The organism is Acidovorax sp. SUPP3434 (genome assembly GCF_030159015.1).
GTDB lineage: Bacteria > Pseudomonadota > Gammaproteobacteria > Burkholderiales > Burkholderiaceae_C > Paracidovorax.
The window spans coordinates 65,300-90,456 of record NZ_BQXL01000014.1; the positions used below are offsets into that span (position 1 = coordinate 65,300).

Here is a 25,157-nt window from a genome sequence, read left to right on the forward strand (position 1 = left end):
AGCCCGGGCCGGCGGCAGCCCCCCCCCCGGATGGCGAGCCCTCAGCGGATGGCCGGTGCGCCCTTGATGGCCTGCACGGCCGTCTGGCCCATGGCAGCGCCGAATTTCTTGACCAGCCGCTCGGCAACGTTGTCGCGGCGGGTGTAGTCGATGATGTCTTCCGCCTTGACGACCTCGCGTGCCACATAGTCGAGGTTGCCCAGGTGGTCGGCCAACCCCATCTCCACCGCCTGCTGGCCGGTCCAGAACAGACCGCTGAAGGTGTCCGCCGTGGGCTTGAGCCGATCGCCGCGCCCTTCCTTGACCACATGAATGAACTGCTGGTGGATCTGGTCCAGCATGGCCTGCGCATAGGCACGCTGCTTTTCGGTCTGCGGGCTGAACGGGTCGAGGAAGCCCTTGTTCTCGCCCGCCGTCAGCAGGCGACGCTCCACGCCCAGCTTTTCCATCGTGCCGGTGAAGCCGAAGCCATCCATCAGCACGCCGATGCTGCCGACGATGCTGGCCTTGTCCACGTAGATCTCGTCGGCGGCGGCGGCGATGTAATAGGCGGCCGATGCGCAGGTTTCCTCCACCACGGCATAGACGGGCTTGTTGTACTTGGCCTTCAGGCGAATGATCTCGTCATTGATGATGCCGGCCTGCACCGGGCTGCCGCCCGGCGAGTTGATGAGCAGCACCACGGCCTGCGATCCGGAGTCTTCGAAGGCACTGCGCATGGCCGCCACCACGAACTCGGCGCTGGCTTCGGCCCCCGCGGCGATCTCACCCTTGATGTCCACCACCGCCGTGTGGGGCGTGCTCTTGCTCGTGCTGGTAGCGTCGCGCGCCAGCAACACCCAGGCCACGGCAATCAGGAAGACCAGCCACGCCAACCGGGTAAAAATGCGCCAGCGGCGTGCGGAGCGCTGCTCGGACAAGGTCGCGAACACCAGCTTTTCCAACACGTCACGCTCCCAGCCTGGCATCTTCGCAGGGTCTTTTGCTTCTTTTTCAGTAGCAGTCTGTGCCCACAGATCGGGCGCTGGCGGGGGAGTCTGCCCAGAACCAAAAGGTTCGGGCCGGGTCGGTTCGGTCATTTGTCAGAATTCGACAGGTTGCAAGTGGGGTTCAGTATGCCAGCGCACTACGCCCTGGCCTTCGGAGAGTTGGATCTTCACCAGGCCCCCGCGGCACGGGCCACCCGCGCAAGCGCCCGTATCGGGCCGATAGGCGGCGCCGTGCGTGGCGCACAGCAGCCACTGGCCGGTGTCGTCGAAGAAGCGGTCCGGCTGGTAATCCATCTCCATCGGCACGTGCGTGCACCGGTTCAGATAGGCATGCGGCCGGCCTTCGAAGCGCACGGCAAAGGCGCGGCAGGCTTGGCCGGCATACAGGACGTCGAAGGCAACGGCCTGTCCCCCGTCCACCAGATCGGCGCTGGGGCAAAGGTCGATGGGTTGCGAGGAAGAGGCCATGGCAATTACCGGCGATGGGCTGTAGCATGCAGCGGCCAGCGTCAGGCGTGCCGCAAAAGCCAGGCGTGCAGTTCCGGCACGGAATGCATCACGGCCAGGGGTTGGAGACTTTCGAACTCACCGGGCTCGTGCGCTCCGTAGCTCACCCCCACACTGGAGCACCCGGCCGACAGGGCCATCTGCAGGTCGTGGGTGGTGTCGCCAATCATCAACACGCGCTCCGGCGCCACATCGAACTCGGCCATCAACTCCTGGAGCATGAGCGGGTGTGGCTTGCCGGCGGTTTCGTCGGCCGTGCGGGAACCATCGAACATGCCCCGCAGCGCCACCGTGTGCAGCACCTCGTCCAAGCCGCGCCGGCTCTTGCCGGTCGCCACCGCCAGCAGGTGGCCCCGGGCGCGCAGGTCTTCCAGCATGGGCAATACGCCGGAAAACAGGCTCAGATCGTCCTGGTGCTTGAGGTAGTGGTAGCGGTAGCGGTTGCCCAGTTCGGCGTGTTTTTCCGGTGGCACATCGGGTGCAGCGTGGGTCAGCGCCTGCATGAGGCCCATGCCGATCACCCAGGCCGCGGCCTGATCGGTCGGCACCGTGCCGCCGACGTCGCGCACGGAGTCCTGAATGCAGCGCACGATGATGGCGGTGGAGTCGTAGAGGGTGCCGTCCCAATCGAAAGCGATGAGGTCGAAGCGGCGGCGTGGGGTCGTGGGCATGGTCTTCAGGCAGTGGCGGCGGTGAATTGCGCCAGGTCAGGCGGCAACTCTGCGCGCAGTTCGATGCGCTCGCCGTGGGAGGGATGGGAGAACTGTAACCGCCACGCATGCAGGAACATGCGCTTGAGGCCATGCTTGTGCAGCCGCTTGTTGAGTTCGAAGTCGCCGTATTTGTCGTCGCCCGCGATCGCATGGCCCTGGCTGGCCAGGTGCACGCGGATCTGGTGGGTGCGACCGGTCTTGATGGTGACTTCCAGCAGGCTCATGGCCGGCAGTCCCTCGGCCGCGCGCGCCGGCAGGTGACTGCGCACTTTCACGAGGGTGATGGAGCGCATGCCGTCCGGGTCTTCCGGCGTGGTCACCCGCACCCGCCGCTCACCATCGGCCTGCAGATACTTGTGCAAGGGCGTGTCGATCACTTTCTTGTTGGCCGCCCAGGTGCCGGGCACCAGGGCCAGGTAGGTCTTGCCGGTCTCCCGCTCCCGGAACTGGTCCTGCAGGTGCGTGAGCGCGGAACGCTTCTTGGCCACGAGGAGGATGCCCGAGGTTTCCCGGTCCAGCCGGTGCACGAGTTCCAGGAACTTCGCCTGGGGACGGGCCTGCCGCAACTGCTCGATGACGCCGAAGCTCACGCCGCTGCCGCCGTGCACCGCCACGCCCGCGGGCTTGTCGATGGCGATCAGGTGGTCGTCCTCCAGCAGGATGGGGAATTCGCGGGCCGGCGCCGGGCGCTCGGCCTTCTCGGCCACCTTGTCCGAGATGCGCACGGGCGGCAGGCGCACCTGATCGCCCGTGGCGACCCGGGTGTCCGCGCTGGCGCGGCCCTTGTTGATGCGCACTTCTCCGCTGCGGATGATGCGGTACACGTGCGTTTTGGGGACGCCCTTCAGATGGCGTATCAGAAAGTTATCGAGCCTTTGGCCGGCAGAGTCCTCGTCGACTTCGACGATGCGGGCTGCAGCGGGGGCGGGGTTTGGGGCACGGTCCGTCGCCGGTTTGCCCCCTATAATGTGTTTCACCTGCGCGATGTTCTGTAAGTGGTTGATTTGTCTGGAGTTTAGTCCACGCAACCTTGCAAGCCGCGCAGGCAGGTCGATGCCAACGGGTGTCGTGTGCGCAGATTGCAGGCCAGATGCCTGTGGTGGCTCCCACGCCGCGCGGCCGGCTGACAAATTGAAACACCGAAACCGGAATCCCCAGTCCGCAGGCCGCCCAACAGGCAGGTTCTGCGGGCGGATCAAAGCGAAAACATGTGGGCATTGTTGGCATGGATTGTGACCCTTTGGCGAAGGCGCCTGCCTTCGGCATGGGCTCCGCAATCGCCGGCATCGCCCGTGCAGCCCGCGCCATCAGCCAAGTCTTTCATGGCAACGCTGCACACATTTCCCCTCGCCCCCATCCACGCGCCCCCGCCACGACTGCGAAGCTAGTGCTTCGCAGCCGCGTGGCATTGCGGCAATTCCCTTCGTTTCAACGCGTCGGCCCTGGCATCCATGGCTCCTGAAGAGCCTGTGTCATTGGTTTGAATGGTCGGGACGCGCGCCGATGCAGCTTTTTCGCTGCGCGCCGCCCGGCCGACAACGAAAAGGAATCCCATCATGAAGCGGATGCTCATCAACGCCACGCAGCCCGAAGAACGCCGCCTGGCCATCGTCGACGGCCAGAAGCTGCTCGACTACGAAATCGAGATCGAAGGGCGCGAGCAGCGCAAGGGCAACATCTACAAGGCCGTCGTCACCCGCGTCGAGCCCTCGCTGGAAGCCTGCTTCGTCGACTACGGCGAAGACCGCCACGGCTTCCTGCCCTTCAAGGAAATCTCCCGCCAGTACTTCGCCGAAGGCGTCTCGGTCAGCCAGGCGCGCATCAACGACGTGATCCGCGAAGGCCAGGAACTGCTGGTGCAGGTCGAGAAGGAAGAGCGCGGCAACAAGGGCGCAGCCCTGACCACCTTCGTGTCGCTGGCCGGCCGCTATGTGGTGCTGATGCCCAACAACCCGCGCGGTGGCGGCGTGTCGCGCCGCATCGAGGGCGAAGACCGGGCCGAGCTCAAGGAGGCGATGGACCAGCTCGAATACCCCAAGGGCATGAGCATCATCGCGCGCACCGCCGGCATCGGCCGCACGGCGCCCGAACTGCAGTGGGACCTGAACTACCTGCTCAAGCTCTGGACCGCCATCGACGGCGCGGCCAAGGGGGGCAAGGGCGCCTTCCTGATCTACCAAGAGTCGAGCCTGGTGATCCGCGCGATCCGTGACTATTTCAACGGCGATATCGGCGACATCCTCATCGACACGGACGACATCTACGAGCAGGCGCACCAGTTCATGGCGCACGTGATGCCCGAGCATGCCGGCAAGGTCAAGCGCTACCGCGACGACGCCGCGCTGTTCAGCCGCTTCCAGATCGAGCACCAGATCGAGTCGGCCTACGCGCGCACCGTGACCCTGCCCTCCGGCGGCGCCATCGTGATCGACCACACCGAAGCGCTGGTGAGCGTGGACGTGAATTCCGCCCGCGCCATCAAGGGCGGCGACATCGAGGAAACCGCCACCCGCACCAACCTAGAGGCCGCCGACGAAGTGGCCCGCCAGATGCGCCTGCGCGACCTGGGCGGCCTGATCGTGATCGACTTCATCGACATGGAAGAGTCGAAGAACCGCCGCGAAGTGGAAAACCGGCTGCGCGACGCCCTGCGCCAGGACCGCGCCCGCGTGCAGTTCGGCACGATCAGCAAGTTCGGCCTGATGGAGATGAGCCGCCAGCGCCTCAAGCCCGCGCTGAGCGAAGGCTCCTCCATCCCCTGCCCCCGTTGCGGCGGCTCGGGCCACATCCGCGACACCGAATCGTCGGCGCTGCAGATCCTGCGGATCATCCAGGAAGAGTCCATGAAGGACAACACGGCCGCCGTGCACTGCCAGGTGCCGGTGGAAGTGGCCTCGTTCCTGCTCAACGAAAAGCGCCCCGAGATCGCCAAGATCGAACTCAAGCAGCGCGTGACCGTGCTGATGGTGCCCAACAAGACCCTGGAGACGCCGAACTACAAGCTCGAGCGCCTCAAGCACGACGACCCGCGCCTGGACCACATCGACGCCAGCTACAAGCTCGTCGAAGAAGTGGAAGACCCCACCGCCGTCACGCGCCGCTCGCAGGAGCCCACCAACAAGCAGACCCCGGTGATCAAGGGCGTGCTGCCCGACGCGCCGGCGCCGATCGCCGAGCCCCGCCCGGAAGGCGCGGCCCGCAATCCGTCGCACAGCCGGCCCGCGGCAGCGGCAGCCGCTGCGGCTGCGGCGGCCACCCCGGCTCCGGCACCCGCGCCGGCCGTGGCGCCCGCGCCCCAGGAGCAAGGGTTCTTCGCATGGCTCAAGAGCCTGTTCGGTTTCGGCGAGCCCCCACGTGCCCCGGCCCCCGTGGCCGCGCCGGCACCGGCCCCGGTGGCCGAACCCGCACGGGAAGGCCGGCGTGAAGGCCGTGGCGGCGAACGCGGCCGCCGCGGTGAGCGCAACGGCAGCGACCGCAATGGCTCGCGCGACGGCCAACGGGAAGGCAATGGCGAAGGCCGTGGCCGCCGCGATGGCCGTGACGGTCGTGCGGAGCGCCCGGAGGGCGAAGCCCCACGCAACGGGAACGGCAATGGCCGCGGACCCCGCGACGGCGAAGCACGTGGCGGCCGGGAAGGCCGCGAGGGCCGTCCGGAAGGCGAACCCCGCAATGGCGGGCGCGAGCCCCGTGAAGGCCGCGAACCCCGCGAGCCACGCGAAGGCCGCGGACGCGGCCGGGACGGCGAGCCCCGCCAAACCCCGCTGAACGCCGAAACCGGCGCAGCGCTGCCTGCGACCGCTTCGGTCACCCTGGACGGTGCCGGCGAACCCGTGGAAGCCGCACGCAGCGAGCGTGGCCCCCGCCGCGAACGTGGCGAGCGCGGTGGCCGCGGCGAGCGTGGCGGGCGTGGTGAACGCGCTCCCCGCGTCGACGAGGCCGCCGGCGCAGGCCAGGGCCCCGTGGCGGACTTCGTGGACACGTCCCCCATGGCGTCCCTGCCCGACCTGGACCTGACCGGCAACGACGCCGCCCCGGCCGCCCCCGCCGCCGGAGGCGATGAGCGCCGTGAACGCCGGTCGCGCGACCGTTACGGCCGTGATCGCCGCGAGCGCGGCGAGCGGGCTCCGCGTGAAAACGGTGCGGAGCAGGAGCAGCCTGCCGGCAACCTGATGGACTTCGATGTCAGCGCGACGGCCCCTGCCGACAGCGCGCCCGCCGAAGCCTCGCAGGAACCCGCACGCCGCAGCTACTTCAACGCGTCCGCTGCCGCCGCGCCACAGGCCCACGAGCCCGTCGCCGCACCAGCCACCGATGCGCCCGTGGAATCGGCGGTACCCAGCGCGCCTGCCTTGGAGCCGGTGGCCCCTGCGCCGGTCGCCCCGCGTCCCGTGTCGGCACCCGCTCCGGTCGCGGCCCCGGTCGCGCCGATGGCGTCCACGGCGGCCCCAGTGGCTCCGGTGGCGCCAACGCCCGTGCCGGCCCCCGTGGTGCAGCCTGCTGCCGCCGCTCCAGCCCAAGCCGCAGCCCCTGCCCAGCCCAATGGCGCCATGCCGCGGGTCCAGGCATTCACCCTGCCGGTGGACGAGCTGAACCAGGTCGCCCAGACATCGGGCCTGCAGTGGGTCAACTCCGATGCGGAGAAGATCGCCGCCGCGCAGGCCGCCATCGCGGCCGAACCGCGCCCGGTCCACGTGCCGCGCGAACGCCCCCCGGTGGTGGCGATCGATGAAGGCCCGCTGGTGCTGGTGGAAACGCGCCGCGACCTGCGCGACCTGACGCTGCCGTTCGAGCAGCCGCCCGCCGCCTGATGCGGCGCCGCCGGCGCGCGGTGCAATGCCCGGGCCGGTTGTCGTCTTTGCCGGAAAGCCCGCTGCCGGGCTTTCCGCTTCCCCTCCGAGGTCACCGGACCATCGCGACTCCCATGCTGTTCCTGCTGTCTCCCGCCAAATCCCTGGACTACGACACGCCCCTGCCCGATGGCGTTGGGCACACGCTGCCGCAGTTCGTCTCTCAGTCCACCCGGCTCATCGAAGTGCTGCGGCAGAAGTCGCCGCAGGACGTTGCCGCCCTGATGGGCATCAGCGATCCGCTGGCCGCGCTGAACGTGGCGCGGTATGCCGCATGGCGGCCGAAGTTCACCGCGGCAAATGCGCGCCAGGCCGTGCTGGCCTTCAACGGCGATGTGTACGAAGGCCTGCAGGCCCGCTCGCTCACGCTGGCCGAGCTGGACTGGGCCCAGCGCCATGTCGCCATTCTGAGCGGCCTGTACGGCGTGCTGCGCCCGCTGGACCGCATGCAGCCCTACCGCCTGGAAATGGGCACCCGGCTCGCCACCGATGCGGGCGCCAACCTGTACCAGTTCTGGGGGGCGTCGATTGCGGAGCACCTCAACCGGCAACTGGCGGCCGACGCCACGCCGGTGGTCGTCAACCTGGCGTCGCAGGAATACTTCAAGTCGGTGGACCGCAAGGTGCTGAAGGCGCGCGTCATCGAGTGCGTGTTCGAGGACTGGAAAGGCGGGGCTTACAAGATCATCAGCTTCCACGCCAAGCGGGCGCGCGGGCTCATGGCGCGCCATGCCATCCGGCACCAGGTGGCCACACCGCGCCAGCTCGAGGGTTTTGACCTGGAAGGCTATGCTTTCGCCAGTGCCGCCTCCACGCCGGAGCGGCTCGTGTTCCGCCGCAAGGCCGCCTGAGGGCGGATGGCCCCGCGCCTCCCGGCCCCGACGATCGACTGGATTCCTCTTCCCGAAACGCCAACGCCACTGACGCCCACCACGCCATGCCCGCACGTTCCCGCCAGACCACCTCCTCCGCCCCGGCCGATGCCCCCTCCCAGTCCGTGACGCCGGAGCTGCGCGAATGGATCATCGCGCAGGCCCAGGCCGGTTTTCAGGCGCCGGTGGTGCTCCAGTCCATGCTCGACGCGGGCTGGCGGGAAGACGTGGCCGCGCACGCCATGGAGCATGTGCTTCGCGACCACCTGGAAGCGCTGGCGGTGCAGCAGGGGCAGCCTCCTGCCTCGCGCGTGCCCGAACCGGCCGTGGGCGAATCGCCGCTCTTCATCGACGTGGGCGACCGCCAGGTCGAAGTGCTCATGTCCATGGCCCAGCCCCGCGTGGTGCTGTTCGGCAACCTGCTCTCGCCCGAGGAGTGCGAAGCGCTGGTGGCCGAAGCCGAGCCGCGCATGGCGCGCTCGCTCACCGTGGCCACGCGCACGGGCGGCGAAGAGGTAAACGACGACCGCACGAGCGACGGCATGTTCTTCCAGATCGGCGAGAACGCGGTGGTGCGCCTCCTGGAAGAGCGCATCGCCAAGCTGGTGAACTGGCCGCTGGAAAACGGCGAAGGCCTGCAGGTGCTGCACTACCGCCCGGGCGCGGAATACAAGCCCCACTACGACTACTTCGACCCTGCCGAGCCCGGCACGCCGACCATCCTGCGCCGCGGCGGGCAGCGGGTGGCCACGCTGGTGATCTACCTGAACAACCCGGACAAGGGCGGCGGCACCACCTTCCCCGACGTGCACCTGGAGATCGCGCCGCGCCAGGGCAACGCGGTGTTCTTCAGCTACGAACGCCCCCACCCGTCCACGCGCACACTGCACGGCGGCGCGCCGGTGATCGCCGGCGAGAAGTGGATCGCCACCAAATGGCTGCGCGAACGAAAATTCGAATGAAATCGGCTTGATGCCCTAGTTCTCATTGCCTCCATAGCTATTAAATCAATAGCAAACAGAAACACGGAGTTCCATGAACACCCCCGAACAATCGCAGCTGGGTCGCGCATCCGCCTATGCGGACCAGTACGACGCCGCCCTGCTCTTTCCGATCCCCCGGGCCGGCAAGCGGGCGGAGATCGGCATCGGCGACACGCCGCCCTTCTTCGGCGCCGACCTGTGGACGGCGTTCGAGCTGTCCTGGCTCAACCCACGCGGCAAGCCGCAGGTGGCGATCGCCCATGTGACGGTGCCGTGCGAGACGCCGAACATCGTCGAGAGCAAGTCGTTCAAGCTCTACCTGAACAGCTTCAACAACACGCGCTTCGCGGATGCCGCCGAGGTGCAGGCCCGCATTCGCGCCGACGTGAGCGAAGCCGTCTGGCGCGGGGCGCCCCACGCAGGCACGGTGGGCGTGAAGCTGCTGCAGCCCGAGCTGTTCGACCGCGAGCCCGTGCAGGAACTGGACGGCCTGCTGCTCGACCGCCTGGACGTGGAATGCATGCAGTACACGCCGGCCCCCGAGCTGCTGTCGGCCAACCATGCCGAGACGCCGGTGACCGAGGCGCTCACGAGCCACCTTCTGAAAAGCAACTGCCTGGTGACCGGCCAACCGGACTGGGGCAGCGTGCGCATCCACTACAGCGGCCCGCAGATCGACCAGGCCGGGCTGCTGCAGTACCTAGTGAGCTTTCGCAACCACAACGAATTCCACGAGCAATGCGTGGAGCGCATCTTCATGGACGTGTGGACGCGCTGCAAGCCGATCAAGCTGTCGGTGTATGCGCGCTACACGCGCCGCGGCGGGCTGGACATCAACCCGCTGCGCACCAGCCACCCGCAAGCCCTGCCGCCCAACGTGCGCACGGCGCGCCAGTAAGAGGGCCAACAGAATCCTGGTGGCGCCGTTGCCGCAGCGCTGCGCCTCAGTTGCTGGCGCGGCGCAGCAGGCTCACGCGCTCGGCGATGGCGTCGATGTCGAGCCCGTCTTCCACGCGCGCCAGGTACGTCTCCAGGTCGGCCACGGCCAATGCCGTGTCGCCCCGCTCCGCATGGGCCAGGCCCCGGTCCCGCCACTCGCCCCAGGCGTCGGGCAGCAGCACGATGAGCCTGTCCTGCACGGCCACCAGCCGCGCCCAGTCCTTTTGCGAGCGGTGGATCTCCTTGAGGTTGCGCAGCATGCGCGCGATCACGTCGCGCGGCGGCGCCGCCTGCAGGTACAGGCCCAGCGGAATATCGTAGTCGTCCACCAGGCCGCTGCTGCGGTGCCGGTAGGGTTCGAGCCGCTCGGACAGCTCTTCTCGCGACAGCGACTGGCCCGTGGTCGGGTCCATCACCACCTGCCCTTTGGGCAACAGCACCTTGATCATGAAGTGCCCGGGAAACGAGACGCCGCGCGCATGCAGGTCCAGCCCCTGGGCCAGTTCCATCCACACCAGCGCCAGCGAAATCGGAATGCCCCGCCGCGTGCGCAGCACGGCATTGAGGTAGCTGTTCTCGGGGTCGTAGTAATCGTTGACGTTGCCCGCGAAGCCCAGGTCGCCGAAGAAGAACTGGTTGAGCGAGCGCAGGCGCTGCAGCGACGACGCATCGGCGGGCAACCGACGGCGCAGCCGCGCGAGCAACTGGTCCACGTCGCCGAGCAGCTGCTGCACGTCCAGCTCGGGGTACTCGTCCTGCGCGATGGACGCCGCCGCCTCCAGCAGGGGAAACTGGTCGTCGCTGCGCACCAGCGTGGCGAAGTACTCCAGCGGAGTGGGAAGGGAATAGCTCAGGGCCATTGGAGAGTTGTAAGGGGCGTGCCGGGCCGCGTCAAGCGGGGTTCCGAAGGGACAAAACCCGGCGCGAAGGCGGTCAGCGGCGCAGCAGTTCGCGCAGCTTGAGGCCCGCTGCCCAGAGCGCCCCGAAATACAGCAGCGCCGCGCCGCCCATCAGCAGGGCCAGGAGCCCGGCGCGCTGCCCCTCGTGCGCCCGCAGGGCCAGCCAGTCGAAATGGCGCGATCCCCACATCAGCAGCACCGCCAGCAGGGCGCTGGCGGCCACCACCTGCAGCGCCAGCCGGGCCCATCCGGGCTGGGGCTGGTAGGTGCCACGCCGCAGCAGGCCGATCAGCAGCCACAGCGCATTGATCAGGGCTCCGAGGCCGATGGACAGCGCAAGGCCCGCATGGTCGATCAGCGGCACCAGCGCGGCGTTCAGGAGCTGCGTGACCACCAGCACCACAATGGCGATGCGCACCGGCGTGCGGATGTCCTGGCTGGCGTAGTAGCCGGGCGCCAGCACCTTGATGGCCACCAGGCCCAGCAGCCCCGCGCCGTACCCGGCCAGGGCCAGCGCGATCTGGCCGACGTCGCTGTCCTGCAGCGCGCCGTGGTGGAACAGCGTGGCCACCAGGGGCTCGGCAAAGGTGAGCAGGCCCACCGCGCACGGCACGGACAGCACCACGACGATGCGCAGCCCCCAGTCGAGCATGGACGAGTAGCGGGCGGCATCGCCGGCCGCCTTGGCGGCCGCCAGCTGCGGCGTCAGCACCACGCCCAGCGCCACGCCCAGCAGCGAGGTGGGAAACTCCATGAGCCGGTCGGCATAGAACAGCCAGGTCACGCTGCCCGGCGCGAGGTACGAGGCGATCTGCGTGTTGATCATGAGCGAGATCTGCGCCACGCCCACCCCCAGCAACGCCGGGCCCATCAAGGCGAGGATGCGGCGAACGCCCGGATCGCGCCACGCCGTGCGAATGGCCCCGGGAGTGAGGCCGATGCGCGGCAGCAGGCCCAACCGGAACAGCGCCGGCAGTTGCACCGCCAGTTGCGTGATGCCGCCCAGCATCACGCCGCCGGCCATGGCATAGATGGGCTCGATGCCGCGCGCAGCCAGCTGCGGCGCGCCCAGCCAGGCGGCGGCGATCATGCAGACGTTGAGCAGCACCGGCGTGGCCGCCGGCACGGCAAAGCGCTTCCAGGTGTTGAGCACGCCGGCCGAAAGCGCCACCAACGACATGAAGCCGATGTAGGGGAACATCCAGCGCGTCATGACCACGGCAGCATCGAACCCGCCGGCGCTCTGGCGCAGGCCGCTGGCAAGCAGCCACACCAGCAGCGGCGCCCCCAGCACGCCCAGCACGCAGGTCAGCAGCAGCACCCAGAACAGCACCGTCGCCACGCTGGCGATGAGCCGGCGCGTGGCCTCGTCGCCGTGCTGGGCCTTGTGCGCCGCGAGCACGGGCACGAAGGCCTGGCTGAAGGCCCCTTCGGCGAACAGCCGGCGAAACAGGTTGGGAATGCGGAAAGCGACGTTGAAGGCGTCGGTGAGCGCGTTGGCCCCGAACAGCGAGGCCATCAGCAGATCGCGCACCAGGCCCGTCACGCGGGAGGCCAGGGTCAGCAGGGAAACGGTGGAGGCGGCTTTGAACAGGGACACGGCCGCGAGTGTATGCGCTGCGCTGCGGCCGGCGCAGGTCCGCGGAATGCCTGCCCCTCGGACCTCGCCGAAGGGGACCGCCCGCCTGCGCCGAAGCGGCCCTGCGGCCCCGCCCAAATCGCTGGGCTATAATCGCGGGCTTTGCTGACATCATCCTCAGACACTTAAGGAAAATTTACCATGGCATCTGCCAAGCCCAAGAAAAAGAACCCCCGTCTCGCCTCCGGCCGCAAGCGCGTCCGCCAGGACGTCAAGCTGAACGCCGCGAACACCTCGCTGCGCTCCAAGTACCGTACCGCGGTCAAGAATGTCGAGAAGGCCGTCCTGGCCGGCGACAAGACCAAGGCCACCGAACTGTTTGCGAAGATGCAAGCCGTTGTCGACACCATCGCCGACAAGGGCATCTTCCACAAGAACAAGGCCGCTCGCGACAAGAGCCGCCTGTCCGCCAAGGTGAAAACCCTGGCCCTGGCCGCCTGACCTTTCAGGCAAACAGCCCGGACGGCCCTGCCGTCCGCCGTTTGTAACGGGTGCGCTGTCAGCAAAACGAAAGAACCGCCTTCGGGCGGTTTTTTTGTGCCCGAAACAGGGCCAACCCAATATCCATGCGGGTTTGCGGCCGGTGAGCCCGATTTTCACCGGCCGATTTCGTGAAACTTTGATGTTTGTCAGGGTATTTACCTAATGGGACAATTCCCGATGTCAGGGAGCTTCAATTTTTGATAAGCGTGAAAGCCTGCCGAGTCCGCGCAGGCTTTTTCAATTGCAATCAGTCCAACCAAATCTATGAAAAAGTCGATCAAAGCGTTGTTCGGCGCCGTTGTGGTGCTGATCCTTGCGGCCGTCCTGTTCCTGTACTGGCCGCTCTTTCCCCGCTCCGTTCCTCCTGCCGAGAACGACCAGCCCGTCGACGTCGTGATGGTGGGCGCGGGCGTGATGAGCGCCACGCTCGCCACCTACCTGCAGGAGCTGCAGCCGGACTGGAAGATCGAGGTGTTCGAGCGCCTGGACGGCGTGGCGCTGGAAAGCTCCAATGGCTGGAACAACGCGGGCACGGGCCACTCGGGCTTCGCGGAACTGAACTACACGCCCGAGCTGCCCGATGGCACGATCGAGACCAAGCGCGCCGTCGGCATCGCCGAGCAGTTCGAGGTGTCGCGCCAGTTCTGGGCGCACCAGATCGGCCGCGGCAACATGCAGTCGCCCGAAACCTTCGTGAACCCCACGCCGCACATGAGCTTCGTCTGGGGTGACGAAAACATCGAATACCTGCGCAAGCGCCGCGAGGCCCTGATCAAGAACCCCCTGTTCTACGGCATGGAGTACTCGGAAGACCAGGCGCAGATCCAGAAGTGGGCGCCCCTGATGATCGAAGGACGCGACCCCAAGCAGAAGGTGGCCGCCACCTTCATGCCCCTGGGCACCGACGTCAACTACGGCGCCGTGACCAGCCAGTTGGTCCAGGGCCTGCGCAAGAGCCCCAACTTCCAGCTGCACCTGCAAAACGAAGTGCGCGCGCTGCGCCAGAACGACGACAAGACCTGGAACGTGACCGTGGCCCACCTGGGCGACGGCGGCAAGGAACGGACCGTCAAGGCCAAGTTCGTCTTCGTGGGCGCCGGTGGCGCCGCGCTGCAGCTGCTGCAGGCCTCGGGCATTCCCGAATCGAAGGACTATGCGGGCTTTCCAGTCGGTGGCCAGTTCCTGTCCATCGAGAACGCCGCCCTGACCGCCCGCCACACGGTGAAGGCTTACGGCAAGGCCGCCACGGGCTCGCCCCCGATGTCGGTGCCCCACCTGGACGCCCGCAACATGGACGGCCAGCCCGTCGTGCTGTTCGGACCGTTCGCGCTGGCCACCAGCAAGTTCCTCAAGCAGGGCTCCTGGTTCGACCTGTTTTCGTCCGTCACGCACGACAACCTGGTGGGCATGCTGCGCGTGGGCATCCACAACCTGGACCTGGTCAAGTACCTGCTGCAACAGGCCGAGCTGACCGATGACGACCGCCAGCGCGCGCTGCAGGATTACTTCCCGAACGCCAAGCGCGAAGACTGGAAGCTCATCACCGCGGGCCAGCGCGTTCAGGTCATCAAGCGCGACCCCAAGGAGGGCGCGGTGCTGCAGTTCGGCACTGAGATCGTGTCCGACAAGGACGGCACCATCGCCGCCCTGATGGGCGCATCGCCCGGTGCCTCCACCGCCCCGCACATCATGCTGAACCTGATGGCCAAGGCCTTCCCCCAGCAGATGACGGACACCGGCTGGAAGGCGCGCCTGAAGGAGATCATTCCTTCCTACGGCCGCAAGCTCAATGAAGACCCTGCCCTGACCAACGAGATCCGCCGCATGACCAGCAGCGCCCTGCACCTGCCCTACCTGGACGTGCCGGCCACCCTGGGCAAGACGGCGGCGACGCCGGCCGGCGCGGCGCCCGCGCAGCCCAAGGCGCCGGAGGCCGCAGGCCCCAGGACGAACAAGGAAATGCAGGCGCTCTGACGCCGGCGCCCCACTTGCGCGGCTGCGGCCGCGCCTGATCGCCCCGTTACTGCGACGCTGCAGTGCGGGGCTTTTTCCATGGCGGCGCAGGCCATCTGCGGTGGGTCGGCTCGGATTGGGTCGGGCGTCGAAAGCGCGGATCGCAAGGCGCTCCCCAGCCCGCCTTCCGACGCCCATGAAAAAAGACCCCGAAGGGGCCTTTGAAATTTTTTTCGGCCGCCCCTGACGCCGGGGCGCTGCGACATGGCGCCGTCAGCCTTTTCGGGCGGTGTCAGGCGCCTGGTCGGGCAGAAGGCAGGCCTCGGCCACCTGCAACTGGTTGTCGCGCGCGAAATTCATGACGAAATCCCAGGCCATGGGTTCGTGGCCCTGCAGGTCACGGTGCACGATCACGCACTTGATGCCATTGAGCGTGGTGGGCACGCACCAGGGCGAATAGCTCAGGTGGCTGCCGGGACGGGCGCCACCGGGGCGGAACTGGCTCATCACCCCCGCCAGGCGCTCCGCCCAATCGCTGGGGCGGAAGGTTTTCCCGTCGAGGGTGATGCCCTGGATGAAAACTTCTTTGGAGGTGGGGGAAACCATCAGGATCGGGGGTCGTTGGGGGGAAGTCGCCGCAGGATCGCCGCATGGCGCGCCACAGGCCGGCATTCTAACTCTTATATAAGAGCTAACCCATCCAAAGACCCCTGGATCGGCGCTGGACGGCGCATGGCTGTGATGCGCAATCGTCAACAGCCATGCAAAGCCCTGCCCCTAGAATCGTGCTTCGTTTTGCCGGCCACGAGCCGGCTCAGCCCCCTCCCCCTTTCGCACTGCCCTTCTCTGGAGATTTCCGCATGACCGCTTCCGCCCCGGCCGCCTCGCCCCACGTGATGAACACCTACGGCCGCCTGCCGATCGCGCTGGAACGTGGCCAGGGCGTGCGCGTATGGGACGTGGACGGCAAGCAATATATCGACGCGCTCGGCGGCATCGCGGTCAACACGGTGGGCCACAACCACCCCAAGCTGGTGCCCGCGCTGCAGGAGCAGATCGCCAAGCTGATCCACAGCTCCAACTACTACCACGTGCCCCTGCAGGAGCAACTGGCCGCCCAGCTGGTGGAGCGCTCGGGCATGACCAACGTCTTCTTCTGCAACTCGGGCCTCGAAGCCAACGAAGCCGCGCTGAAGCTGGCCCGCAAGTTCGGCCACGACAAGGGCATCGACAAGCCCGTGGTCGTGGTCTATGAAAAAGCCTTCCACGGCCGCTCGATCGCCACGCTGTCGGCCACCGGCAACCCCAAGGTGCAGGCCGGGTTCGGCCCGTTGGTGGAGGGCTTCATCCGCGTGCCGATGAACGACATCGACGCCATCCGGCAGGCCACCGAAGGCAACCCGAACGTGGTGGCCGTGTTCTTCGAGACCATCCAGGGCGAAGGCGGCGTGAACCCCATGCGCATCGACTACCTGCAGCAGTTGCGCAAGCTCTGCGACGAGCGCGACTGGCTCATGATGATCGACGAGGTGCAGTGCGGCATGGGCCGCACCGGCAAGTGGTTCGCTCACCAGTGGGCCGGCATCGTGCCGGACGTGATGCCCCTGGCCAAAGGCCTGGGCTCGGGCGTGCCGATCGGCGCCGTCGTGGCCGGCCCCAAGGCCGCGAATATCTTCGCACCCGGCAACCACGGCACCACCTTCGGCGGCAACCCGCTGGCCATGCGCGCCGGCGTGGAAACCATCCGCATCATGGAAGAGGACGGCCTGCTGCAGAACGCCGCCGTCGTGGGCGCGCACCTGAAGGCCGCGCTGGAGCGCGAGCTGGGCGGCCTGCCCGGCGTGAAGGAAATCCGCGGCCAGGGCCTGATGCTCGGCGTGGAACTGACCAAGCCCTGCGGCGCGCTGGTCGGCCGCGCGGCCGAAGCCGGCCTGCTGCTGTCCGTGACGGCCGACACCGTGATCCGCATGGTGCCGTCGCTCATCCTCACCCAGGCCGAGGCCGACGAAATCGTGGCCCTGCTGGTTCCCCTGGTCAAGGCGCTGCTCGCCGAATGAACGTTCCGTTATGAAGCATTACCTGCAATTCAACGATCTCACCGCCGACGAGTACGCCTACCTGTTCAGCCGCGCGGCCGTCATCAAGGGCAAATTCAAGAGCTACGAGAAGCACCACCCGCTGACCGACCGCACGCTGGCCATGATCTTCGAGAAGGCCAGCACGCGCACCCGCGTGAGCTTCGAGGCCGGCATGTACCAATTGGGCGGCAGCGTGGTGCACCTGACCACGGGCGACAGCCAACTGGGCCGCGCCGAGCCCATCGAGGACAGCGCGAAGGTCATCAGCCGCATGGTGGACCTGGTGATGATCCGCACCTATGAGCAGACCAAGATCGAGGCCTTCGCCGCCCACTCCCGCGTGCCGGTCATCAACGGGCTGACGAACGAGTTCCACCCTTGCCAGATCCTCGCGGACATCTTCACGTACATCGAGCACCGCGGCACCATCCGGGGCAAGACCGTGGCCTGGGTGGGCGATGGCAACAACATGGCCAACACCTGGCTACAGGCGGCCGAGCTGCTGGGCTTCACCGTCCACGTGAGCACGCCGCGCGGCTACGAGATCAATGAGAAATTGGCCCTCGGCGCAAATGGTTCTAGGGCAGATAGCTATAAGTTTTATAGCAATCCACTCGAAGCCTGTGCCGGCGCCGACCTGGTGACCACCGACGTGTGGACCAGCATGGGCTACGAGGCCGAGAACGAAGAGCGCAAGAAGGCCTTTGCCGACTGGTGCGTCGATGCCGAAATGATGGCGGCGGCCAAGCCGGACGCCCTGTTCATGCACTGCCTGCCCGCCCACCGCGGCGAGGAAGTCGAGGCCGACGTCATCGACGGCCCGCAGTCCGTGGTGTGGGACGAGGCCGAAAACCGCATGCATGCGCAGAAGGCACTCATGGAATACCTGCTGCTCGGCCGCATCACCAGCTGATCGCCGAAATCGCCACGTCCTCCTCCGCCCCAGCCGCCGCCGCATGAAGCCCAGCCAAGGTGAACTGCTGGTGCGCTGGCAGGCCCTGGGCGCCGCGCTGGAGCGTGCCGGCCCCGCATGGGCCGCCGAGGGCCGACGCCTGCTGCGCCACTGGAGCCGCTGGCCCCGCGCCTACCACGACACCCGCCACCTGCACGCCTGCCTCCTGCACCTGGAGGCCGTGCAGGCTGCCCAGCCGACGGCGCTCCAGCAGCCGCACGCGGTCGAGCTGGCCCTGTGGTTCCACGACGCGATCTACTGGCCCTGGAGCGGACACAACGAAGAACGCAGCGCGCAATGGGCGCGTCGGTTCCTGCTGGCCCAGCGGTTGCCCGAGGGCCTGGTGCAGACGGTGGAGCGCCACATCATGGACACGCGCCACAACCCCGATGCGCCACTGGAGGGCGACGCGTGCTGGGTGGTGGACATCGATCTCGCCGTGCTGGGCGCCCCGCCCGAGGTGTATGGCGAATTCGAGCGCAACGTGCGGCGCGAATACCGGTTCGTGCGCTGGCCGCGCTACGTGGCGGGGCGCACCGCGGTGCTGCGGTCGTTCATGGATCGGCCACACGTCTACGCGACCCCCTGGTTCAGGGCGCAACGCGAAGCGCAGGCACGTGCCAATCTCCAGCAGGCCGTTGCGGCGCTGGGGCGGGGTGTGCTGTTCGGCGAATGATTTTTCGAACAGCGTCTGGCGCCACCGAACCCGACAGGAGAACCGCCGAATGAGAGCCGAAACATCCAGGGCCATACGGCAATGACCATCAAGCACTTCCTGGCTTCGGCCCTTTTTGCAGGCGCAGGCATCGCTTCGTTCGCCTCCCCGACGAGCGATTTCGACAAGACGCTCCAGCCCAAGAAATACCGCCTCGGCCCGATCAAGTCAGTCGTGGTGCAGGACCGCACTGCCAAGGGTTTCGGCGCGGAGGCCGACTGCGGGCACCTGGCGATCGACGAGAAAAGGGTGCGTTTCTTTTTGGCGAATGCCCGGTTCCGCAGCGAGTATCCATACAGCCAGGAACTGCAGACCGGCGATTGCAACGCACAGGCCAGGGTGATATTCCAGGATGGCCGAATCGCCAAAGTCTCCATCGACAACTGGACGGGGTGGGGCGCGATCACGGCCCGGGGAGCGACCTACTTTATGCGGTGCGAAGCCTGCACCGACATCCTGGAAAGCAGCTTTCCATTCGATGCCCGAAAGCCGGCCCGGCCCTGAGCCGGTCCGGAGATCGAACGCACCAGAGCATTCCTTCGAATGGCTTGCCAGAAAAGCGCACCGGACCGGGGCTGCCATCACCATCACGCCATGACCATTTGCCTGCCGCAACGCTTGCATCACGCAAAAATCGCAGCCTTCATTTCGATGCCTGCATTGGCGATTGCCTGCAACGTTGCAACGGCAGCGCCACAGGCCACGACCACCCGCTGTGGCTGGTTCGATCAGCCGACACCCGGAAATGCAACGCTCGTGGACAAAGCGGGGGAATGGACGGTGGGAATGCAGGGAGGCCACCAAGCCGAAGGTGACTGGCCCGTGTTTCCCAAAAACAGGTGGGTGGCAACCGGATCGGGCAGCGCAGGATACGGTTGCGCGTGCCTCGAAAGCAGCACGCGCGCCGATACGAAGGAAGTGACCCGAATCGTCTCGTGGCGTGCGTTGCCCCTGAAGACCTGCCGACGCGACAAGGCGCTGATGGGAAAGGAGCCGGAAAACCCTCTGCGCCAGCCATGAAACATGGGGGGCGTTCCGCCGATGCCCGCCCTACTTCGGCACCGAAGAACGGCTGCCCGGCATCTGCACGACCTGCTCCTGGCCCACCGCACCGCCGCCCGTTCCGCAGCCGCCCGAATCGCAGCTGCTGCAGCCCCCGCAACTGCTTGACTGCGCCAACGCCGGGTGCACGCGGTCCAGGCGGGCGCGCCAGCGGGCGGGCATCCACTTCCACACCATGTAGGCCACGGCGAGGGCGACGATCACGCCGACGATGATTTCCTGGGCCATGGGCTCAGCCTCCTCCCAGCGCCAGGGCCAGGCGATACGTGATGAAGCTGGCGGCGTACGCCAGCGCGAACAGGTAGCCGGTCATCAGCAGCGGATAGCGCCAGCTGTTGGTCTCGCGGCGCACGGCGGCGATGGTCGAGATGCACTGCGGCGCGAAGACAAACCACGCCAGCAGCGACAGCGCCGTGGCCAGCGACCAGCTCTGGGCGATCAGCGGGCCCAGTTGGGTGGCCACTTCCTCGCCGGTGGCCGAGAGGGCATACACGGTGCCCAGCGCCCCCACCGCCACTTCGCGCGCGGCCATCCCGGGCACCAGGGCGATGGCGATCTGCCAGTTGAAGCCGATCGGCGCCACCAGCACCTCCAGCACGCTGCCGATGCGGCCGGCGAAGCTGTACTGGATGGCCGCGCCCGTGGCACCCTCGGGCGGCGCGGGGTAGGTGGAGAGGAACCACAGCAGGATGGTGACGGCCAGGATGATGCCGCCCACGCGGCGGATGAAGATCAGCGCGCGCTCGTACAGGCCCTGTGCCAGGCTGCGCACGCTGGGCCAGCGGTAGGCGGGCAGTTCCATCAGCAGCGGCGCGTGGCCGGCGCCCCGGCGCGCGAGGCGGGCGACCGCCGCCACGGCCATGGCGCTCACGATGCCGCCGAAGTACAGCGCGAACAGCACCAGCCCCTGCAGGTTGAACACGCCGCCCACGGTCTGCTCGGGGATGAACGCGCCGATGAGCAGCGCATACACCGGCAGGCGCGCGGAGCAGGTCATGAGGGGCGCGATCATGATGGTGACCAGGCGGTCGCGCCAGTGGGTGATCGAGCGCGTGGCCATCACGCCCGGCACGGCGCAGGCAAAGCTCGACAGCAGCGGAATGAACGACCGCCCCGACAGTCCCACCGTGCCCATGACGCGGTCGAGCAGGAAGGCCGCGCGCGGCAGGTAGCCGGAGTCTTCCAGTGCCAGGATGAAGAAGAACAGGATCAAAATTTGCGGCAGGAACACCAGCACCCCGCCCGCGCCCGCCAGGATGCCGTCGGTGAGCAGGCTGCGCAGCACGCCATCGGCCATGTGCGCATTGATCCAGCCCGACAGCCCGTCCACGCCGGCCTTGATGGCGTCCATGGGCATCGCGGCCCAGCTGAAAACGGCCTGGAACATGAGGAACAGCGTCACGGCCAGCAGCAGCAGGCCCCACACCGGGTGGAGCACCACGGCATCGATGCGGTCGTCGTTGCGCAGGCTGACCGCGGGCTCGCGCACGGCGGCGGCCATGATGCGGCGCACCTCCTGGTGCAGCTGCAGCACCTGGGCGCGCAGGTCCACGCCCGCCGCCCGGTGCACGGACGCCGTGCCCGCCAGTGCCTGCGGCGCCTGGGTGTCGAGCCACTGCAGCAACTCCTGCGCGCCGTCGCTGCGCACGCCCACGGTGGACAGCACCGGCATGCCGAGTTCGCGCGAGAGGGCCGCGCGGTCGATCTCGATGCGCTGGCGCGCCGCCATGTCGCTCATGTTGAGCACCAGCACCATCGGCAGCCCCAGCGCGCGGGCCTCCAGCACCAGGCGCAGGTTCAGGCGCAGGTGGGTGGCATCGGTCACGCAGACCAGCAGGTCGGGCACGGCCTCGCCGGGCCGCTCGCCCGTGACGATGTCGCGGGTGACGGCTTCGTCGGCGCTGTGGGCGTTCAGGCTGTAGGCGCCGGGCAGGTCCAGCACGCGCACGCGGCGGCCGCTGGCGGTGTGCAGCAGGCCTTCCTTGCGCTCGACGGTCACGCCGGCGTAGTTGGCGACCTTCTGGCGGGCGCCCGTGAGCAGGTTGAACAGCGCGGTCTTGCCGCAGTTGGGATTGCCCAGCAGCGCGATGCGCAGGGGCGACGCAACGGCCCCGCTCATGCGGGCGCTCCGGCCTGCACCTGCACCAGCGCGGCCTCGTGGCGGCGCAGAGCGAAGGTGGCCTGGCCCACGCGCACGGCCAGGGGGTCGCCGCCGGGGAAGCCGCTGGCCACCACGCGCACGGGCTCGCCGGGCAGGAAACCGATTTCCATGAGGCGCTGGATCACCGCGCGCTCCTGTTCGTTACGGGCCGGCTGCAGCGCGGTCACATGGGCGTCGACGCGGCGGGGCAGCCGGTCCAGGCCCGTGGCAGCAGGCAGGGCGATGCCAGGGGCCAGCGCGGGGCCCGAAGATTCTTCAGTCATCTTCATCGGATTGTTATGAATGAGTTTAGTTCTCATTTTAGGCCGCATCCTTTCGGCCGGCTTGAGGCGCATCAGCCCGGATGCGATGCGCTGCCGGGCCAGCCCGTGCACGAGAGCCCGCACAATGCCGGTTTTGCCCCGACGTGCACCGCCTTGCCATGACCCATCCCTGCCTGAGTTGCGGCGCGTGCTGCGCGAGTTTCCGTGTCGATTTCTCGGTGCATGAATCGCAGGAGACGGGCGGCAGCGTGCCGCAGGGCCTGGTGGTGGAAGTGACCGACCAGTTGCGCCGCATGCGAGGCACCGACCATGCGTCGCCGCGCTGCGCCGCGCTCACCGGCACCGTCGGCGTGCGCGCCGCCTGCGGCATCTACGAATGGCGGCCCTCGCCCTGCCGAGAGTTCGAGGCGGGCAGCGATGTCTGCCGCCGCGCACGCCAGCGCCATGGCTTGGCGGCGTTGCCGGACAGCGCGATCTACTGACTGGGGATGGATCGCAGCGGCCGCGGCGCAGGCCGCCGGTGCTACGCCGGCACGGGCAGGCCGCCGACCTGGCCCTTGAACTCCTGCAGCGAAAAATACGAGTGCATGTGCCGCACGCCCGGCAGGCGGTGCAGGCGGCGCTGCAGCAGCTCGGAATAGGCGTCCAGGTCCTTCGCGACCACGACGAGCATGAAGTCCTCGGGGCCCGAGATGCCGTGGAACATGACCACCTCGGGGATGGCGCACACCGCCTCCTCGAAGGCCTGGGACGAGATCTCGGTCTGGTGGTCGATGCCCACCATCACGAACGCCATCACCCCGAAACCCAGCGCGCGCCGGTTGAGGCCCGCGTGGTAGCCGCTGATGACGCCGTCGTCCTCCAACCGCTTCACCCGGCGCCAGCAAGGCGACTGGGACAGGTGCGCCATCTGCGCCAGTTCGCCCGAGGTGAGCCGGGCGTTGCCCTGCAGGGCTTCGAGCAATTGCTTGTCGGTGCGATCGAGGGAGGCGGCCTGCATGATTTGTTCTGTTTTCGGATTTAAAAGAATGGATTATTCAATTTTTACCGATGCAAAGGATAACCCCTTGGGAAATCACCCCCGATGCGCATAGCATGCGCGCCATGAACACGAATTCACCCCGGCTGTGGGACATTTCGGCGCCGGTGCATGCCGCCACGCCAGTCTTCCCCGGCGACACGGCCTACACGCAGCAGTGGTGCGCAACCATCGGGCCCGGCTGCCCGGTGAACGTGAGCGCCATCACGCTGTCGCCCCATGTCGGCTCGCATGCCGATGCCCCGCTGCACTACGACCCGGACGGTGCCTCCATCGGCGAGGTGCCGCTGGACGCCTTCATCGGCCCCTGCCGCGTGATCCATGCCATCGGCGCGGGGCCGCTCATCGAATGGGCGCACTTGGCCCACGCCATGCAGGACCTTCCGCCGCGGGTGCTGGTGCGCACCTACGAGCGCATGCCGGTCGATCGCTGGGACGGGGCCCTGGCCGCCTACGCGCCCGGCACCATCGAGCGGCTGGCGGATCTGGGCGTGGTGATGGTGGGCATCGACACCGCCAGCATCGACCCGGCCGACAGCAAGACGCTGGACAGCCACCAGGTGATCCGCCGCCGCGGCCTGCGGGTGCTGGAGAACCTGGTGCTCGACGAGGTGCCGGAGGGCGACTACGAACTCATCGCCCTGCCCTTGAAGCTGACCACGGCCGACGCCTCGCCGGTCAGGGCCATATTGCGCCCATGCCGTTGATTTCATTGCCCTGATTGCTATTATTTTTGATTAACCCGAGCTTCTCATGACGACCTTGCAAGACTGCCGCGCACTCGATGCGCAGGACCCCCTGGCCCCGCTGCGCGCGCACTTCGACCTTCCCCCCGGCGTCATCTATCTGGACGGCAATTCGCTCGGCGTGCTGCCCCAAGCCACGGCGGCCCGTGTGGCCGACGTGGTGACGCGCGAGTGGGGCACGGACCTGATCCGTTCGTGGAACACGGCCAGCTGGTTCGACCTGCCCCAGCGCCTGGGCAACCAGCTCGCGCCGTTCATCGGCGCCGGTGCCGATGAGGTGGTGTGCACCGACAGCACGTCCATCAACCTTTACAAGGTGCTGAGCGCGGCACTCAACATCGCCCGTGAAGAGAGCCCGGGCCGCCGGCGCGTGGTGAGCGAGCGCAGCAACTTCCCCACCGACCTCTACATCGCCGAGGGGCTGTGCAAGGAGCGCGGCCTGGAACTGGTGCTGGTGGAGCCCGAGGAGATCACCGCCTCGCTCACCGGCGAGGTGGCGGTGCTGATGCTCACCCACGTGAACTACCGCACCGGCGCCATGCACGACATGGCGGCCCTGACGGCGGCGGCGCATGCGGCCGGCATCCTCACGGTGTGGGACCTGGCGCACAGCGCCGGCGCGGTGCCGGTCGACCTGCAGGGCGCCGATGCCGACTTTTCCATCGGCTGCGGCTACAAGTATCTGAACGGCGGCCCCGGTGCCCCGGCCTTCGTGTGGGTGCACCCGCGCCATGCCGACCGTTTCTGGCAGCCCCTGTCCGGCTGGTGGGGCCATGCGGCGCCGTTCCAGTTCACGCCCGGCTACCAGCCCGCGCCCGGCATCACGCGCTACCTGTGCGGCACCCAGCCCATCATCAGCCTGTCGGCCCTGCAATGCGGCCTGGACGTGTTCGATGCCGCGCAGCCGCTGGGCGGCATGGCCGCGCTGCGCGCCAAATCGCTGGCGCTGACGGACCTGTTCATCCAGCTGGTGCAAGCGCGTTGCGGCGGCCACGGCCTGGGCCTGGCGACCCCGCGCGAACACGCCCGGCGCGGCTCGCAGGTGTGCCTCACGCGGGACGAAGGCCAGGGCCTTCACGGCCAGGGCAGCGGGGCTTATGCGATCGTGCAGGCGCTCATCGCGCGCGGGGTGATCGGCGACTTCCGCAAGGGCGACGGCGGCCAGGGCCCGCACAAGGACATCCTGCGCTTCGGCTTCACGCCGCTGTACATCGGCTTCGAAGACGTGTGGAATGCGGTGGAGCACCTGCGCCAGGTGCTCGACGGCGCCGAGTGGCAGCGCGCCGAGTTCAACCAGATCAACGCGGTGACCTGAGC

Annotated in this window: 25 protein-coding genes; 14 read left to right on the plus strand and 11 right to left on the minus strand. The window is 67.8% G+C overall.

Annotation, left to right across the window (positions count from 1 at the left end; genetic code table 11):
- Positions 1 to 41: 41 nt before the first annotated feature.
- The 4 genes from AVKW3434_RS18945 to AVKW3434_RS18960 are packed head-to-tail and all read right to left on the minus strand — an operon-like array spanning position 42 to position 3,186.
- Entirely contained in the window at positions 42 to 1,079 is a 1,038-nt protein-coding gene (locus AVKW3434_RS18945; RefSeq protein ID WP_284407055.1) for a S49 family peptidase, read from the minus strand.
- A gap of 3 nt (positions 1,080 to 1,082) precedes the next feature.
- Positions 1,083 to 1,457, minus strand: a complete 375-nt coding sequence (locus AVKW3434_RS18950; RefSeq protein WP_284407056.1) for a Rieske (2Fe-2S) protein — start codon at positions 1,455 to 1,457, stop codon at positions 1,083 to 1,085.
- 41 nt (positions 1,458 to 1,498) lie between these two features.
- A complete protein-coding gene (locus tag AVKW3434_RS18955; protein WP_284407057.1) occupies positions 1,499 to 2,167 on the minus strand; it encodes an HAD family hydrolase in 669 nt (222 codons plus the stop codon).
- 5 nt (positions 2,168 to 2,172) lie between these two features.
- Positions 2,173 to 3,186: an RluA family pseudouridine synthase gene (locus tag AVKW3434_RS18960; RefSeq protein WP_284396109.1), complete on the minus strand. Its 1,014-nt coding sequence runs from the start codon at positions 3,184 to 3,186 to the stop codon at positions 2,173 to 2,175.
- Positions 3,187 to 3,765: 579 nt separating this feature from the next.
- On the opposite strand from AVKW3434_RS18960, the gene AVKW3434_RS18965 reads away from it, so the two are divergent.
- The 4 genes from AVKW3434_RS18965 (at position 3,766) to queF (ending at position 9,809) form a co-directional block, all read left to right on the plus strand.
- Positions 3,766 to 7,017, plus strand: coding sequence for an Rne/Rng family ribonuclease (locus AVKW3434_RS18965; RefSeq protein WP_284407058.1), 3,252 nt, complete (start codon positions 3,766 to 3,768; stop codon positions 7,015 to 7,017).
- A gap of 113 nt (positions 7,018 to 7,130) precedes the next feature.
- A complete protein-coding gene (gene yaaA, locus AVKW3434_RS18970) occupies positions 7,131 to 7,907 on the plus strand; it encodes a peroxide stress protein YaaA (RefSeq protein ID WP_284407059.1) in 777 nt (258 codons plus the stop codon).
- Positions 7,908 to 7,993: 86 nt separating this feature from the next.
- A complete protein-coding gene (locus tag AVKW3434_RS18975) occupies positions 7,994 to 8,890 on the plus strand; it encodes a 2OG-Fe(II) oxygenase (protein ID WP_284396119.1) in 897 nt (298 codons plus the stop codon).
- A 73-nt stretch (positions 8,891 to 8,963) separates the two neighbouring features.
- Positions 8,964 to 9,809 (plus strand): NADPH-dependent 7-cyano-7-deazaguanine reductase QueF, encoded by an 846-nt coding sequence (queF, locus tag AVKW3434_RS18980; protein WP_284407060.1) that lies wholly within the window; start codon positions 8,964 to 8,966, stop codon positions 9,807 to 9,809.
- A gap of 46 nt (positions 9,810 to 9,855) precedes the next feature.
- Here the strand turns inward: queF and AVKW3434_RS18985 are convergent, their stop codons facing one another.
- Together AVKW3434_RS18985 and murJ are read right to left on the minus strand one after the other, a co-directional pair.
- On the minus strand, positions 9,856 to 10,710 hold the full coding sequence (locus tag AVKW3434_RS18985; RefSeq protein ID WP_284396124.1) for a SirB1 family protein: 855 nt from the start codon (positions 10,708 to 10,710) through the stop codon (positions 9,856 to 9,858).
- A gap of 73 nt (positions 10,711 to 10,783) precedes the next feature.
- Positions 10,784 to 12,349 carry a murein biosynthesis integral membrane protein MurJ gene (gene murJ, locus AVKW3434_RS18990; protein WP_284407061.1) on the minus strand — a complete coding sequence of 522 codons (1,566 nt, stop codon included), beginning with the start codon at positions 12,347 to 12,349 and terminating at the stop codon, positions 10,784 to 10,786.
- A 180-nt stretch (positions 12,350 to 12,529) separates the two neighbouring features.
- Between murJ and rpsT the strand changes: the two genes are divergently transcribed.
- On the plus strand, positions 12,530 to 12,829 hold the full coding sequence (gene rpsT, locus AVKW3434_RS18995; RefSeq protein WP_272551520.1) for a 30S ribosomal protein S20: 300 nt from the start codon (positions 12,530 to 12,532) through the stop codon (positions 12,827 to 12,829).
- Between the two features lie 306 nt (positions 12,830 to 13,135).
- The gene (mqo, locus tag AVKW3434_RS19000) at positions 13,136 to 14,845 is read left to right on the plus strand and encodes a malate dehydrogenase (quinone) (RefSeq protein WP_284407062.1); all 1,710 of its coding nucleotides are present in this window, start codon (positions 13,136 to 13,138) and stop codon (positions 14,843 to 14,845) included.
- Positions 14,846 to 15,097: 252 nt separating this feature from the next.
- On the opposite strand, the gene AVKW3434_RS19005 is transcribed toward mqo, so the two are convergent.
- Entirely contained in the window at positions 15,098 to 15,430 is a 333-nt protein-coding gene (locus tag AVKW3434_RS19005; RefSeq protein WP_272567835.1) for a DUF3579 domain-containing protein, read from the minus strand.
- Between the two features lie 254 nt (positions 15,431 to 15,684).
- On the opposite strand from AVKW3434_RS19005, the gene AVKW3434_RS19010 reads away from it, so the two are divergent.
- The 5 genes from AVKW3434_RS19010 (at position 15,685) to AVKW3434_RS19030 (ending at position 19,589) form a co-directional block, all read left to right on the plus strand.
- Complete coding sequence (locus AVKW3434_RS19010) at positions 15,685 to 16,881, plus strand: aspartate aminotransferase family protein (protein ID WP_284407063.1); 1,197 nt, start codon at positions 15,685 to 15,687, stop codon at positions 16,879 to 16,881.
- Positions 16,882 to 16,891: 10 nt separating this feature from the next.
- Positions 16,892 to 17,815 carry an ornithine carbamoyltransferase gene (gene argF / locus AVKW3434_RS19015; protein ID WP_272567832.1) on the plus strand — a complete coding sequence of 308 codons (924 nt, stop codon included), beginning with the start codon at positions 16,892 to 16,894 and terminating at the stop codon, positions 17,813 to 17,815.
- A 43-nt stretch (positions 17,816 to 17,858) separates the two neighbouring features.
- Positions 17,859 to 18,530, plus strand: a complete 672-nt coding sequence (locus AVKW3434_RS19020; protein ID WP_284407064.1) for an HD domain-containing protein — start codon at positions 17,859 to 17,861, stop codon at positions 18,528 to 18,530.
- Positions 18,531 to 18,611: 81 nt separating this feature from the next.
- A complete protein-coding gene (locus tag AVKW3434_RS19025; protein ID WP_284407065.1) occupies positions 18,612 to 19,073 on the plus strand; it encodes a hypothetical protein in 462 nt (153 codons plus the stop codon).
- A 90-nt stretch (positions 19,074 to 19,163) separates the two neighbouring features.
- A complete protein-coding gene (locus AVKW3434_RS19030; RefSeq protein WP_284407066.1) occupies positions 19,164 to 19,589 on the plus strand; it encodes a DUF4087 domain-containing protein in 426 nt (141 codons plus the stop codon).
- Between the two features lie 30 nt (positions 19,590 to 19,619).
- Here the strand turns inward: AVKW3434_RS19030 and AVKW3434_RS19035 are convergent, their stop codons facing one another.
- Genes AVKW3434_RS19035 through AVKW3434_RS19045 form a run of 3 tightly spaced genes read right to left on the minus strand, consistent with a single transcriptional unit; the run spans position 19,620 to position 22,061 of the window.
- Positions 19,620 to 19,859 (minus strand): hypothetical protein, encoded by a 240-nt coding sequence (locus tag AVKW3434_RS19035; protein ID WP_284407067.1) that lies wholly within the window; start codon positions 19,857 to 19,859, stop codon positions 19,620 to 19,622.
- Between the two features lie 4 nt (positions 19,860 to 19,863).
- Positions 19,864 to 21,750, minus strand: coding sequence for a ferrous iron transporter B (feoB, locus tag AVKW3434_RS19040; protein WP_284407068.1), 1,887 nt, complete (start codon positions 21,748 to 21,750; stop codon positions 19,864 to 19,866).
- Positions 21,747 to 22,061, minus strand: a complete 315-nt coding sequence (locus AVKW3434_RS19045) for a FeoA family protein (protein ID WP_284407069.1) — start codon at positions 22,059 to 22,061, stop codon at positions 21,747 to 21,749. The genes feoB and AVKW3434_RS19045 overlap by 4 nt, the downstream gene beginning before the upstream one ends.
- A 152-nt stretch (positions 22,062 to 22,213) precedes the next feature.
- Here AVKW3434_RS19045 and AVKW3434_RS19050 point away from each other — a divergent pair, with 152 nt between their 5' ends.
- On the plus strand, positions 22,214 to 22,537 hold the full coding sequence (locus AVKW3434_RS19050; RefSeq protein WP_284407070.1) for a YkgJ family cysteine cluster protein: 324 nt from the start codon (positions 22,214 to 22,216) through the stop codon (positions 22,535 to 22,537).
- Positions 22,538 to 22,578: 41 nt separating this feature from the next.
- Here AVKW3434_RS19050 and AVKW3434_RS19055 read toward each other — a convergent pair whose 3' ends face one another.
- Positions 22,579 to 23,055 (minus strand): Lrp/AsnC family transcriptional regulator, encoded by a 477-nt coding sequence (locus AVKW3434_RS19055; RefSeq protein WP_272551503.1) that lies wholly within the window; start codon positions 23,053 to 23,055, stop codon positions 22,579 to 22,581.
- Positions 23,056 to 23,159: 104 nt separating this feature from the next.
- Here AVKW3434_RS19055 and kynB point away from each other — a divergent pair, with 104 nt between their 5' ends.
- On the plus strand, positions 23,160 to 23,801 hold the full coding sequence (kynB, locus tag AVKW3434_RS19060; RefSeq protein ID WP_284407071.1) for an arylformamidase: 642 nt from the start codon (positions 23,160 to 23,162) through the stop codon (positions 23,799 to 23,801).
- 46 nt (positions 23,802 to 23,847) lie between these two features.
- Positions 23,848 to 25,155: a kynureninase gene (kynU, locus tag AVKW3434_RS19065; protein WP_284407072.1), complete on the plus strand. Its 1,308-nt coding sequence runs from the start codon at positions 23,848 to 23,850 to the stop codon at positions 25,153 to 25,155.
- The last annotated feature ends 2 nt before the right edge of the window (positions 25,156 to 25,157 follow it).

Excerpts from the sequence above, each read along its gene's own strand:
- AVKW3434_RS19010 (WP_284407063.1), top strand. The coding sequence starts at position 15,685 with ATGACCGCTTCCGCCCCGGCCGCCTCGCCCCACGTGATGAACACCTAC.
- AVKW3434_RS19030 (WP_284407066.1), top strand. The coding sequence starts at position 19,164 with ATGACCATTTGCCTGCCGCAACGCTTGCATCACGCAAAAATCGCAGCC.
- AVKW3434_RS18985 (WP_284396124.1), bottom strand. The coding sequence starts at position 10,710 with ATGGCCCTGAGCTATTCCCTTCCCACTCCGCTGGAGTACTTCGCCACG.
- kynU (WP_284407072.1), top strand. The coding sequence starts at position 23,848 with ATGACGACCTTGCAAGACTGCCGCGCACTCGATGCGCAGGACCCCCTG.
- feoB (WP_284407068.1), bottom strand. The coding sequence starts at position 21,750 with ATGAGCGGGGCCGTTGCGTCGCCCCTGCGCATCGCGCTGCTGGGCAAT.
- AVKW3434_RS19020 (WP_284407064.1), top strand. The coding sequence starts at position 17,859 with ATGAAGCCCAGCCAAGGTGAACTGCTGGTGCGCTGGCAGGCCCTGGGC.
- AVKW3434_RS19025 (WP_284407065.1), top strand. The coding sequence starts at position 18,612 with ATGACCATCAAGCACTTCCTGGCTTCGGCCCTTTTTGCAGGCGCAGGC.
- argF (WP_272567832.1), top strand. The coding sequence starts at position 16,892 with ATGAAGCATTACCTGCAATTCAACGATCTCACCGCCGACGAGTACGCC.
- mqo (WP_284407062.1), top strand. The coding sequence starts at position 13,136 with ATGAAAAAGTCGATCAAAGCGTTGTTCGGCGCCGTTGTGGTGCTGATC.
- AVKW3434_RS18965 (WP_284407058.1), top strand. The coding sequence starts at position 3,766 with ATGAAGCGGATGCTCATCAACGCCACGCAGCCCGAAGAACGCCGCCTG.
- AVKW3434_RS19035 (WP_284407067.1), bottom strand. The coding sequence starts at position 19,859 with ATGGCCCAGGAAATCATCGTCGGCGTGATCGTCGCCCTCGCCGTGGCC.
- AVKW3434_RS19045 (WP_284407069.1), bottom strand. The coding sequence starts at position 22,061 with ATGAAGATGACTGAAGAATCTTCGGGCCCCGCGCTGGCCCCTGGCATC.
- rpsT (WP_272551520.1), top strand. The coding sequence starts at position 12,530 with ATGGCATCTGCCAAGCCCAAGAAAAAGAACCCCCGTCTCGCCTCCGGC.
- AVKW3434_RS18950 (WP_284407056.1), bottom strand. The coding sequence starts at position 1,457 with ATGGCCTCTTCCTCGCAACCCATCGACCTTTGCCCCAGCGCCGATCTG.
- AVKW3434_RS19055 (WP_272551503.1), bottom strand. The coding sequence starts at position 23,055 with ATGCAGGCCGCCTCCCTCGATCGCACCGACAAGCAATTGCTCGAAGCC.
- AVKW3434_RS19005 (WP_272567835.1), bottom strand. The coding sequence starts at position 15,430 with ATGGTTTCCCCCACCTCCAAAGAAGTTTTCATCCAGGGCATCACCCTC.
- AVKW3434_RS18955 (WP_284407057.1), bottom strand. The coding sequence starts at position 2,167 with ATGCCCACGACCCCACGCCGCCGCTTCGACCTCATCGCTTTCGATTGG.
- yaaA (WP_284407059.1), top strand. The coding sequence starts at position 7,131 with ATGCTGTTCCTGCTGTCTCCCGCCAAATCCCTGGACTACGACACGCCC.
- kynB (WP_284407071.1), top strand. The coding sequence starts at position 23,160 with ATGAACACGAATTCACCCCGGCTGTGGGACATTTCGGCGCCGGTGCAT.
- queF (WP_284407060.1), top strand. The coding sequence starts at position 8,964 with ATGAACACCCCCGAACAATCGCAGCTGGGTCGCGCATCCGCCTATGCG.
- AVKW3434_RS18975 (WP_284396119.1), top strand. The coding sequence starts at position 7,994 with ATGCCCGCACGTTCCCGCCAGACCACCTCCTCCGCCCCGGCCGATGCC.
- AVKW3434_RS18945 (WP_284407055.1), bottom strand. The coding sequence starts at position 1,079 with ATGACCGAACCGACCCGGCCCGAACCTTTTGGTTCTGGGCAGACTCCC.
- AVKW3434_RS19050 (WP_284407070.1), top strand. The coding sequence starts at position 22,214 with ATGACCCATCCCTGCCTGAGTTGCGGCGCGTGCTGCGCGAGTTTCCGT.